An 11009-nucleotide genomic window follows, 5' to 3' on the forward strand; every position below is an offset into this window, starting at 1 on the left:
GTTGGGGGTTGAGGGGTAGCCTCGGGTTGTACTGACCCCAAAAAGTTGGACAGTTAAACACGAGGCACATAGGTCTGGGTTCGATATTCAATTGGACTCAGACCTTTTAATTTCAGGCTAATTCTTCTGCTGTTGTAGTAGTCAATATATTCCGTAACAGCATCCTTCAGTTCGCTTATATTACTGAACTCGTCAAGATAAAAACACTCCGACTTTAAGGTTCCAAAGAAACATTCCACGACTGCATTATCCAGACAATTCCCTTTTCTTGACATGCTCTGTGTAATTCCTTGTTCTTTAAGGATGTTTTGATACCTTCTCATGCGATACTGCCATCCCTGGTCAGAGTGCAGAATAGGATGCTCGTGAGGCTTAAGCTTTTTGAATGCCTGATCGAGCATATTCTCGACCATGTTCATCACAGGTCTTTCCGACAGGCTGTAAGAAATAACTTCGTTGTTGAAGAGATCTATTACTGGAGACAAATACAGCTTGCGCCCATTGACTGCAAATTCAGTAACATCGGTAACCCACTTCTCGTTTGGCCGTGTAGCCTTGAAATCCCTTTGGAGAACATTGGGGGCGGTTTGCCCTACTTCTCCTCTGTAGGAGCTGTATCGCTTGACCTTAATCGCTGCCTTAAGCGAGAGGGTTCCCATCAGGCGCTGAACAGCTTTATGGTTAATCCGTTCCCCGTCTCGATGGAGAGACAACGTTACCCTGCGGTATCCGTATCGACCTTTATTCTCGTGATAAATCTCACCAATACGCTTTTTAACATCCGCATACTTATCAGGCTTGCTGAGAGCCTTTAGATGGTAATAAAACGTACTGCGCGGTATCTCCGCTGCCTTGAGAAGCTCATCAAGAGGGTAAAACTGCCTTAGCTCGTTGAGTACTTTCACTTTTTCGCGGGATGAGCTAAGGCTTTCAGCTTTTTTAGATACGTAAGCCGCATTTCAAGGAATCGAACTTGTCTTTCAAGATCCTCGATACGTCGGTCTTTCGACAGCTCCAATGCTAACGCCGCTTTTTCTGGATCAACTGACATTGTAATGTTTCTTTTGGTGCCGATCTTGAGTGCGCGTAAACCAGCTTCTCCGTGCTCCTCATAGACTTTCAGCCACTTGGCTACAGAACCACTACCAGCAAGCATAAAGTGAGCAGCAGCCTGATTGAGGGACATTTGCTGCTCGGTCACGGCTTTCACGACCTTAATGCGCAACTCTGGATCAGCACTAACGCCTTTAGGTTTGGGAATTAAACCTTTTTCTCCATGTTTTTCATAGAGGGCAACCCACGTCCTGACCTGGGTTCGGGGTACTCCAAAACGTGCAGAGATGATCCTGTAACCATCATCAGTTGTGAAGTAGTGATTCACGACTTCAAGGCGCTTTTCGAAGGGGTATTTTGGCTTTGACATATCAGGGACTATTCCATTTCATCGTCCAACAAAATGGGTGCAGTACAGGTAAATGACGATTTCCCGGGGCTTTCCACTTTCTGTCCCTCAACAATGCTCAAGACAGAAAGTCTTAAGCACCCGCCGCACATCTTATCCCTCTGAATTAAAATGCAAAGATGTAATTCTTGTTTGCGTAAATTACATTATTTCTGCGAGCGGCTTTCCAGAATAATAATTGATATTTCGAATGCTTTAAGCAGAAATAAAAAGGGAGTGAATATCTCACTCCCTTTATTCACTGATGAATTAACAGCTTCAACCCATTGCGCTTTCGCGCAGGCGGGCTTTCAGCTTGTTATATTCGTCGATGACATACTGTTCCGCAGCGTGCTGATCAGCAATTGGCTCCACGTTGACGGCGCAGTATTTATACTCCGGCGTTTTAGTTATCGGGCTTAAGTTCTCCGTCACCAGCTCGTTACAGGCACCAATCCACCACTGGTAGGTCATATAGACCGCACCTTTGTTAGGACGGTCGCTGACCTGCGCACGAGTAATGATTCGGCCTTTACGAGAGTTCACCCACACCAGCTCTTCATCCTCAATACCGAGACGGTCAGCGTCGGCGGTGTTGATCTGCGCATAGCCTGGTTCATCCGCCAGTGCCGCCAGCGCGGCACAGTTGCCCGTCATGGAACGACAGGAGTAGTGGCCAACTTCACGCACGGTGGAAAGCACCATCGGATACTCATCGGTGAGTTTGTCGATAGGGGCGACCCAGTCACACGTGAAGAATTGTGCCAGTCCGTTCGGGGTGTCGAATTTCTCTTTGAAGAGATACGACGTGCCCTGATCAGCCTCTGACTCATCCCGGCACGGCCACTGGATATACCCCAGTTCACCCATTTTTTCGTAAGTGGCACCAAAGAAATCCGGGCACAGATGACGCAGCTCGTCCCAGATCTCCTGAGTGTTGTTGTAGTGCATTGGGTAGCCCATGCGGGTGGCGATTTCGCTGATGATCTGCCAGTCCGTTTTCAGATCCCACTTCGGCTCTACCGCTTTAAAGAAGCGCTGGAAGCCACGGTCTGCTGCCGTATAGACACCTTCATGCTCACCCCAGGACGTTGACGGTAGAATCACATCCGCAGCTGCCGCGGTTTTGGTCATAAAGATATCCTGGACAATCACCAGCTCCAGGTCCTCAAACCCTTTTCGCACCGCAGACAGCTCGGCGTCGGTCTGGAGCGGATCTTCGCCCATGATGTAAGCCGCACGCACTTCGCCGTGCGCCGCGCGGTGCGGCAGCTCGCTGATGCGATACCCGGTGTGTTCTGGCAGGCTTTCCACGCCCCAGGCCTTCGCGAACTTGGCGCGGTTCTCCGGGAATTTCACGTACTGATAGCCCGGATAGGTATCCGGCAGTGCACCCATATCACACGCGCCCTGCACGTTATTCTGCCCACGCACCGGGTTGACGCCAACGTGCGCCTTACCCAGATTCCCCGTCAGCATGGCGAGGCTGGTCAGAGAACGCACGGTTTCCACCCCCTGGTAGAACTGGGTCACGCCCATGCCCCACAGGATCGCGGCGGTTTTCGCCCCGGCATACATCCGTGCCGCCTGGCGGATCTCCTGCGCGCTAACGCCGGTTATCGCTTCTACCGACTCTGGCGTATAGCCTTCGACAATTTTCCGGTACTCGTCAAAGCCTTCCGTACGGGTGGCGACAAACGCCTGGTCGTACAGGTTCTCCTCAATAATGACGTGCCCCATTGCGTTCAACAGCGCGATGTTCGAACCGTTTTTCAATGCAATGTGCATATCGGCAATGCGCGCGGTTTCAATTTTGCGCGGATCGCAGACGATGATCTTCGCCCCATTCTGTTTGGCGCGAATAACATGGTTCGCGACGATAGGGTGAGAATCCGCAGGGTTATAGCCGAAAATAAACACGAGATCGGTATTATCTATCTCGTTGATCGCATTACTCATTGCGCCGTTACCGACCGACTGGTGCAGACCTGCAACCGATGGGCCGTGTCAGACGCGAGCGCAGCAGTCGACGTTATTGGTACCAATAACGGCGCGCGCGAATTTCTGCATTACATAGTTCGTTTCATTTCCCGTCCCACGTGAGGAACCGGTGGTCTGAATGGCATCAGGGCCGTATTTGGCCTTAATGGCACTCAGGCGTGAGGCGACGTAATCCAGCGCCTCATTCCAGGAGACGGCTTCCAGCTTGCCACCGCGCTCGCGGCGGATCATAGGGGTTTTCAGGCGCGGGGTGAGGATTTGAGTATCGTTAATAAAATCCCAGCCGTAGTAACCTTTCAGGCACAGCGTGCCCTGATTGGTTTTCCCCTGCGCGGCCTCCGCCCGGACGATTTTGCCGTTATCGACCACCAGGTGAATTTTGCAACCTGAGGCACAATAAGGGCAAACCGTGACGACTTTTTTCATCAGTCTGCTCCAGTTAATCGAATCTTTCGCACCCACTATGCAGCTTCTATGCCATGTTTTTTATATGGGTATACCCAGACTTTACGGCCCATTTGCAGTGAAAACCCTGACGAAAAGCAGCCAATCGTCAAAATTGACGTGTCGACAGGGCAGCGGATGTGACATGGGTTGAATTTTCGTGACTGAAAAAACTATTTGACTGGAGCCGACGGCAGAATGGTTCAGACTTAAAATAATCCCCTGACGGAAGCATGCGATGAAACCGGCGATTCTGGTGGTTGATGACGATATTGCAGTCTGCGAACTGCTTCAGGATGTGCTGAGTGAGCACGTCTTTAGTGTGCTGGTCTGCCATAACGGCCAGGATGCCCTGAACCGTGTTCATCAGGAGCCGAATATTGCCCTGGTTCTGCTGGATATGATGCTGCCGGATATCAACGGTCTGCAGGTTTTGCTGCAGCTGCAAAAGCAGCGTCCGGCGCTACCGGTGGTCATGTTAACCGGGCTGGGCAGTGAGTCAGACGTGGTGGTGGGGCTGGAGATGGGGGCCGACGATTATATTGGCAAGCCGTTTAACCCGCGTGTTGTGGTCGCCCGCGTTAAAGCCGTGCTGCGTCGAACGGGCGTGCTGGCCGCAGACGTTCCCGTGCCGAGTGTAGAGGGGATTACCTTTAACGGCTGGACGCTGGATACCGCGCGCTGTGAACTGAGCGATCCTAACCGTAACACCGTGCCCTTAACGCAGGGCGAGTACGGCTTGCTGCTGGCACTTACGCAAAATGCTCGCCGGGTACTGAGCCGTGATCAATTGCTTGAGTTGACCCACAGCGAAAGCGCCGAGGTCTTTGACCGCACTATTGATGTGTTAATCATGCGCCTGCGACGGAAAATCGAGGCCAATCCGCACCAGCCTGCACTCATTAAAACCATCCGTGGACTGGGCTACGTTTTTGCCACCGACGTCTCTCACAGCGAAAAAGCGGCCTAGGTATTCTCTTTAATAAACAGCTGCAACTCGGCCAGCGTTTTCGCGCCGTCAATCGCATTGGCGGCCAGCAGGCTTGCCCGCGCACAGGCGTGTGCCAGATAAATACTGTCCGTTAGCGACAACGATTCATGGCAGCCGTATAAAAAGCCCGCACAAAAGGCATCTCCCGCGCCAACGCTGCCGATGATCTGTTCCTGTTCCAGCAACCATGACGGGATCCAGCGGCCTTGCTCACCCGGCGCTTCACCCCATGCGCCTTCCGGGCAGTGGATCACCACGCGCTGACGAACGCCAGATGCCAGCAGTTGAGAAGCGGCCTGGGCAATATGGGTAATGTGCAGTGCATCATGCTCGTCACGCATCTCCAGCCCGCTAAACTCTCCGGCTTCCAGCTCGTTAATCACCAGATAATCGAGATGGCGCAAGGCAGGGAGCACCAGTGGCTGATAGCGCGGGTCACCTTTCCGGGACACCAGATCGAGCGACGTTTCATACCCCTGCTCGCGCATTTGCGCCAGCAGCCGCGCGCTACGGGTGCCAAACTCGTCATCGGGCATGTCCAGGCTGTCGAGCAACAGCAAATAACCGAGATGGAAGATCTTCATCGATCCGTCTAAACGATCGAAGGCGGGAAGATCCAGCAGACGGTTTGCCCCTGGCGAGTGGAAAAAGGTGCGCTGTCCGCTGGGATCGGTCATGACCTGCGACATGGAGGTCGGTGCAAAGGTGGTGCGCTGTACGCGCTGACGGTTGACGTGGTACTGGTCGAGCATTGCCAGAATGTAGTCCCCGTCGCTATCTTCACCAATCAGTCCCACGGCCTGCAGCGGCAGGCCAACGTGCATTTTCGCCAGCGTCAGAAGGACGTTGAGCGGCGCGCCGCCGGTGGAACGTTCGCTGTGGGTAATTTCTGCCAGCCAGCCGCGTTCTGGCCACTGCACGATCTGATGGACGTGATCCACCAGCATATTGCCCGCAGCGATAATCCCTTTGCGTTCCATTATGCCTGCCCCGCGCTGCCAAAGATGCGCATCTGTTCTGCGACCGTATCGGAAATCGCCTCTTCTATACTCAGCAACAGTTCGGCAAACTCGTCATAAAGTGGCTGGCGTTTTGCCATACGCTGCTCAACGGCGGACAGAGCCGCTTGCGACATCCCGGTGTAGAAATTGATTTTATGAATGCCCAGTTCGATGGCGCGACGAAAATCGGCATCGCTAATCCCGGAACCTCCATGCAGCACCAGCGGCAGACCCGTCTGCTGGCGAATCGCATCCAGGCGTGGGAAGTCTAGTTTCGGCTCGCCTTTGTATTTGCCGTGTGCATTACCAATGGCGACGGCCAGGGCATCAATACCCGTCAGATCGACAAATTCGCGTGCCAGTTGCGGATCAGTATAAAAGGCTTCATCCGCATGCCCATACAACGCGCCGCCTTCGTCACCGCCAACCGCGCCCAACTCAGCCTCCACCGAAACACCCACCGCGTGGCACATCTTCACGACTTCCCGCGTCTGGCGAATGTTTTCCTCGTAACTCAACGCGGAGCCGTCGAACATCACCGAACTGAACCCCAAACGCAGGGCGCGCACCACTGCCTCGAAGTGCAGACCGTGGTCGAGGTTGAGGACCACGGGAATATCGTGGCGAGCGGCCTCGAACTTCACCGCTTCGACAAGCGAATCCAGCGACACATACTTAAAATGCACTTCGGCGATGTTGATGATAAACGGCGATCGTTCCTGCCTGGCGGCGGCAAACAACGCACGCAGGAAATGGGAGTCGAGTACGTTAAACGCACCCAGTGCGTAGCGGTGCTCTCTGGCGTGCTCAAGACCGTCGGCAAGAGAAATCAATGGCATCATTCACTCCTTAAATCCGAAACAGGCTGTACTCGTTGCACAACACCAGTACCGCCGGTTCGTCTTCTTCAATACTGTTGTAGCGCGCGATGGGCTGCAGAAAATGGTTATCGTGTTCGTCATCGTTCACGGATGACACTTCGCCCACCAGAACGTCGCCAAACCCGCGTTCGCCCCAGAAACTGTGATACAGGCCGGGCGTGAGACAGATGCTTTCCCCTGGTGTGAGGCGCAACTGGCTACCGGGCGCGTGGGTCTGTCGACAGCCGTCGACGGTGACCGTAACATCGGTATTTTCGGTCTCTTCATGCCCTCCGGCATTCCACAACTCTATGATCAGATTTCCGCCGCCCCGGTTGATGATGTCTTCCCGCTTGCGCCAGTGGAAATGCATCGGCGTGACCTGGCCGTCTCGCACGTGCATGATTTTTTCTGCGTAGCATTTTTCATACGGCACCCCGTTGGGGGAGCCATTGCGCAGAGTAAACAGCGTCAGGCCCTGGGCGGCAAAATTGTTGCCACCGAATGCCGTCACGTCCCAGCCGAGCCTGAGGTCGAACACTTCCTGCCATGCGGTCTGGTCAAGCTGCTGCCATTTTGTTGGCGGAAAGCTGGCAAAAGGGGGGAGGTGCACATCGTGCATGGAGAAAAACTGCCGCGTGTGGCCGAGGATTTCGTTGATGTCGGAGCGTTTCATGGGGACTCCTTGAAAACAGTTCCCTCTCCCAATGGGAGAGGGAAAAGGGTTACTTAACCGTCCATCCCTTATAGGTTCCGACATTCTTTTTATCGATCATCGTCACCGGGATCAGCACAGGCGCTTTCGGTGCAGGCTTGCCCTGTAATATGTCATAGCCGATCTCCACCGCTTTTGCCGCCATCACCTGCGGATCTTGCGCTGGGGTCGCCACAAACAGGGAGTTTTCCCGCTTCAGCGCTTCTTCACCGTCCGGGCTACCATCCACGCCAACGATAAAGAACTCGCTGCGTTGTGCCTGTTTGGCTGCCAGATCGGCACCGATCGCGGTGGGATCGTTAATCGCGAACACGCCGTCGATCTTCGGATTGGCGGCCAGTAAGGAGGTCATCACTTCCAGCCCACCCTCACGGCTGCCTTTGGCGTTCTGGTTATCTGAGAGCACCTTGATATCCGGATGTTTTTTGAATTCTGTCTGACAACCTTCCACGCGGTTCTGTACCGCTGACACCGGTGGCCCGTTGATGATCACCACATTGCCTTTACCTTTCAGGCGGTCGGTTATGTACTTACAGGCCATTTCGCCTGCCTGGGTGTTATCGGAGGTGATGGTGGCATCTGCCCCTTCCGCTGCCACGTCAACCGCGACCACCACGATCCCGGCGTCCTTCGCGCGTTTTACCGCCGGGCCGATACCTTTGGAGTCCGCCGCGTTAAGGATGATCATGTCCACTTTGGCGGCAATAAAGTTGTCGATCTGCGCCACCTGCTGACCCAGATCGTAACCGCTGGAGACCAGCGTGACTTTAACGTTATCACCAGCCAGTTTGCGCGCTTCCAGCTCGGCACCTTTGGTGATCTGCACGAAGAACGGGTTAGCCAGGTCACCCACCGTCACGCCGATGGATTTCAGGTCTTTCGCCTGCGCAAACGGAGCTGCGGCAAGCAGTGCGCCAGCACAGAGCGCGGTCACTAAGGGCTTCAATCTCATGCTGTATTCCTCACTCGTAGGGTTTTGTTGTTATGCACTTTGATGGTGTCGGGTACGGTATTTGTCGATCAGCACCGCAATGATGATCACCGCCCCTTTGATCACCAGTTGCCAGAAGTAGGAGACGCCCATCAGCGTCATGCCGTTGTTAAGCGTCGCGATAATCAATGCGCCCACCAGCGTGCCGGTGATCGTGCCGATCCCGCCGACAAAACTGGTACCGCCGAGGATCACCGCGGCAATCGCGTCCAGCTCATAGCCCATGCCTAAGTTGCCGTTGGCGCTGTAAAGGCGCGACGCGCTCATGATCCCGCCGAGGCCAGAGAGCAGACCGCTCATGCCGTATACAAACAGCAGCACCATCCAGACTTTAATACCTGTCAGTCGTGCCGCCTGCATGTTGCCGCCGACCGCATAGATGTGAACCCCAAGCGTGGTGCGGCGCAGGATAAACCAGCACACCGCAATCACTGCCAGGGCGATCGCCACCAGCCAGGGAATGGGGCCGAGATAGTTATTACCGATCCACTCAAAATTGATGTTTGAGTTAATAACCGTTGTGCCGTCGGCCAGAAGATAGGCCGCGCCGCGCAGCGCGGTATAGGTCCCGAGCGTGACGATAAAGGGCGGCAACCCGGCAAAGGCCACCAGCGCACCGTTGAACAGGCCCAGCACCATGCCGAGCATCAGCGCGGCTGGAATGGAGAGCATCGCAAATTCAGGGATAAGCGAGACCACCATCGCCGCTACCGCCGTGGTGCCCAGAATCGAGCCCACGGAGAGGTCAATCCCGCCGGTCAAGATGATGAATGTCATCCCTGCCGCCAGCACGATGTTGATCGAGGCCTGACGGGTAATATTGAGCAGATTGCTCTCGGTGAAGAAGTTAGGGGCGATAAAACCAAACACCGCCACAATCAGGATTAAAATCGGCAAAATACCGACCGTTTGCATCAGATCGCTCATCAGCATTTTTTTGGCGGAGGCGGATTTCGCCACCTGCTGCGGATGGGTAGGAGTTGTCATGATTGCACCGCCTGATGATGAGTGTCGTTCACGCCGGTTGCCAGCGTCATAATGTTTTCCTGAGAGATGTCATGCCCGTGGAGTTCACCCGCAATGCTGCCTTCACGCATGACGTACACCCGGTCACTCATGCCCACCACTTCCGGCAGTTCGCTGGAGATCATCAAAATCGCCACGCCCTTGCGCGCCATCTGGTTCATGATGCGGTAGATCTCGCTTTTCGCGCCGACGTCCACGCCGCGCGTCGGTTCGTCCAGAATCAGAATGCGCGGGCCGATTGCTACCCAGCGGGAGATCAGCAGTTTTTGCTGGTTACCGCCTGATAGCCCACCAGCGCGCACCTGAGAATGGGGCACGCGGATGTTAAGCAGGGCGATGGCGTCATCGGAAATGGACTGTGCTTTTTTGCGGTTAAGCATGCCGAAGGTTGCGTCGCGCTCCAGCGTGGCCATGGTGATGTTCTCCTGCGCCGCCAGCTCCAGGAACAACCCCTGTTCCTTGCGGTTTTCAGTGAGAAAACCGATCCCGTTTTCAATTGCCGCACGCGGGGAGTGGATCACTACCGGCTCGCCATCAACTTCAATCATGCCGCCTGTGGCTTTGCGCGCGCCGAAGATCAGTTGTGCCAGTTCGGAGCGGCCAGCCCCCACCAGGCCCGCCAGACCGACAATTTCCCCTGAACGTACCTGCAGGCTGCAAGGCTGTACTTTTTTACCGTCGGTGAGGTGGTGAACGTTGAGACGCGGGCTGCCGAGTGGAATATCCCGTTCTTTGTTAAACAGATCGCTTAAGGGGCGACCGACCATCATCTTCACCAGCTCAGAGGCGTTCAGTTTGTCGCGGGTCAGGCTGCCGACGTACTGCCCGTCACGCAGAACGCTGACGCGGTCGGAGAGTTCGTACACTTCCGCCATCCGATGGCTGATATAGATGATGGCCATTCCTTCATCGCGCAGGCGCAAAATCAGCTCAAACAGGCGATGGGTTTCTCGTGAGGAGAGGGCCGCGGTGGGTTCATCCATCACCAGAATGCGGCTGTTGCGGTGCAGTGCGCGGGCTATTTCCACCTGCTGCTGCTCGGCAATGGTCAGCTTCATCACCAGGTCGGTGGCGTTAAAATGTGCGCCAAGGCGCTCAATCACAGCCTGCGCCTGAGCAGCCATCTCTTTGCGCTGTACCAGCCCGCCCCGCGACAACTCGCTGCCAAGAAAGATGTTTTCGGCGACGGTCAGATTGGGCGCCAGCTGCATCTCCTGATAAATCAGGGTAATGCCTGCGGCCAGCGCATCTTTTGGCCCCTTGATGTGAAACGGCTGACCGTCGATCAGGATCTCACCGCTGGTGGCGGTATAGGCTCCCGCGAGGATCTTCATCAGCGTGCTTTTTCCCGCGCCGTTTTCACCCATCAGCGCGTGGATCTCACCGGGGAAGACCGTCAAATCCACACCCTTGAGCGCGTGGAAATTGCCAAACGTCTTGGCAATGTGACGCATCTCTAATACCGGGGTTCTGCTCATGGCGGATCTCCTGTGAATGTCGATATCTGCACTTCATCACAGGTGCGTAAATGCAAAATGT

The 11009-nt window shown here is 54.8% G+C and carries 9 protein-coding genes; 1 reads left to right on the top strand and 8 read right to left on the bottom strand.

Annotated features, from left to right (window positions below; translation table 11 throughout):
* Positions 1 to 53 precede the first annotated feature (53 nt).
* Positions 54 to 1423 (bottom strand): IS3-like element ISKpn8 family transposase gene (locus tag ACJ9Y9_RS01695; RefSeq protein ID WP_085949440.1). Its coding sequence is split into 2 segments (ribosomal slippage): positions 54 to 943 and positions 943 to 1423, totalling 1371 coding nucleotides; the frame shifts between segments, so codons are not numbered across the junction.
* A gap of 297 nt (positions 1424 to 1720) precedes the next feature.
* Positions 1721 to 3868 carry a formate dehydrogenase subunit alpha gene (fdhF, locus tag ACJ9Y9_RS01700; protein ID WP_080282782.1) on the bottom strand — a complete coding sequence of 716 codons (2148 nt, stop codon included), beginning with the start codon at positions 3866 to 3868 and terminating at the stop codon, positions 1721 to 1723.
* Between the two features lie 256 nt (positions 3869 to 4124).
* On the opposite strand from fdhF, the gene ACJ9Y9_RS01705 reads away from it, so the two are divergent.
* Entirely contained in the window at positions 4125 to 4856 is a 732-nt protein-coding gene (locus tag ACJ9Y9_RS01705; protein ID WP_028017912.1) for a response regulator, read from the top strand.
* Here ACJ9Y9_RS01705 and ACJ9Y9_RS01710 read toward each other — a convergent pair.
* From ACJ9Y9_RS01710 to ACJ9Y9_RS01735, 6 genes are read right to left on the bottom strand one after another with little or no spacing between them, the layout of a single operon-like run.
* Positions 4853 to 5857 carry a carbohydrate kinase family protein gene (locus tag ACJ9Y9_RS01710; RefSeq protein ID WP_028017911.1) on the bottom strand — a complete coding sequence of 335 codons (1005 nt, stop codon included), beginning with the start codon at positions 5855 to 5857 and terminating at the stop codon, positions 4853 to 4855. The two genes, ACJ9Y9_RS01705 and ACJ9Y9_RS01710, sit on opposite strands and share 4 nt — an antisense overlap.
* Complete coding sequence (locus ACJ9Y9_RS01715) at positions 5857 to 6717, bottom strand: ketose 1,6-bisphosphate aldolase (protein ID WP_028017910.1); 861 nt, start codon at positions 6715 to 6717, stop codon at positions 5857 to 5859. Before ACJ9Y9_RS01715 ends, ACJ9Y9_RS01710 begins: the two co-directional genes overlap by 1 nt.
* Positions 6718 to 6727: 10 nt before the next feature.
* Positions 6728 to 7414, bottom strand: coding sequence for a D-lyxose/D-mannose family sugar isomerase (locus ACJ9Y9_RS01720; protein ID WP_028017909.1), 687 nt, complete (start codon positions 7412 to 7414; stop codon positions 6728 to 6730).
* Between the two features lie 49 nt (positions 7415 to 7463).
* Entirely contained in the window at positions 7464 to 8405 is a 942-nt protein-coding gene (locus ACJ9Y9_RS01725; protein ID WP_028017908.1) for an ABC transporter substrate-binding protein, read from the bottom strand.
* Positions 8406 to 8435: 30 nt separating this feature from the next.
* Positions 8436 to 9431, bottom strand: a complete 996-nt coding sequence (locus ACJ9Y9_RS01730) for an ABC transporter permease subunit (RefSeq protein WP_032666862.1) — start codon at positions 9429 to 9431, stop codon at positions 8436 to 8438.
* A complete protein-coding gene (locus ACJ9Y9_RS01735; protein ID WP_028017906.1) occupies positions 9428 to 10948 on the bottom strand; it encodes a sugar ABC transporter ATP-binding protein in 1521 nt (506 codons plus the stop codon). Before ACJ9Y9_RS01735 ends, ACJ9Y9_RS01730 begins: the two co-directional genes overlap by 4 nt.
* Positions 10949 to 11009: the final 61 nt, after the last annotated feature.

The organism is Enterobacter sp. CPE_E1241, from assembly GCF_045618265.1.
Lineage (GTDB): Bacteria > Pseudomonadota > Gammaproteobacteria > Enterobacterales > Enterobacteriaceae > Enterobacter > Enterobacter adelaidei.

Bases quoted from the DNA above. Each gene is read 5' to 3' on its own strand.
- ACJ9Y9_RS01705 (WP_028017912.1), top strand. From the start codon at position 4,125: ATGAAACCGGCGATTCTGGTGGTTGATGACGATATTGCAGTCTGCGAA.
- ACJ9Y9_RS01710 (WP_028017911.1), bottom strand. From the start codon at position 5,857: ATGGAACGCAAAGGGATTATCGCTGCGGGCAATATGCTGGTGGATCAC.
- ACJ9Y9_RS01715 (WP_028017910.1), bottom strand. From the start codon at position 6,717: ATGCCATTGATTTCTCTTGCCGACGGTCTTGAGCACGCCAGAGAGCAC.
- ACJ9Y9_RS01720 (WP_028017909.1), bottom strand. From the start codon at position 7,414: ATGAAACGCTCCGACATCAACGAAATCCTCGGCCACACGCGGCAGTTT.
- ACJ9Y9_RS01725 (WP_028017908.1), bottom strand. From the start codon at position 8,405: ATGAGATTGAAGCCCTTAGTGACCGCGCTCTGTGCTGGCGCACTGCTT.
- ACJ9Y9_RS01730 (WP_032666862.1), bottom strand. From the start codon at position 9,431: ATGACAACTCCTACCCATCCGCAGCAGGTGGCGAAATCCGCCTCCGCC.
- ACJ9Y9_RS01735 (WP_028017906.1), bottom strand. From the start codon at position 10,948: ATGAGCAGAACCCCGGTATTAGAGATGCGTCACATTGCCAAGACGTTT.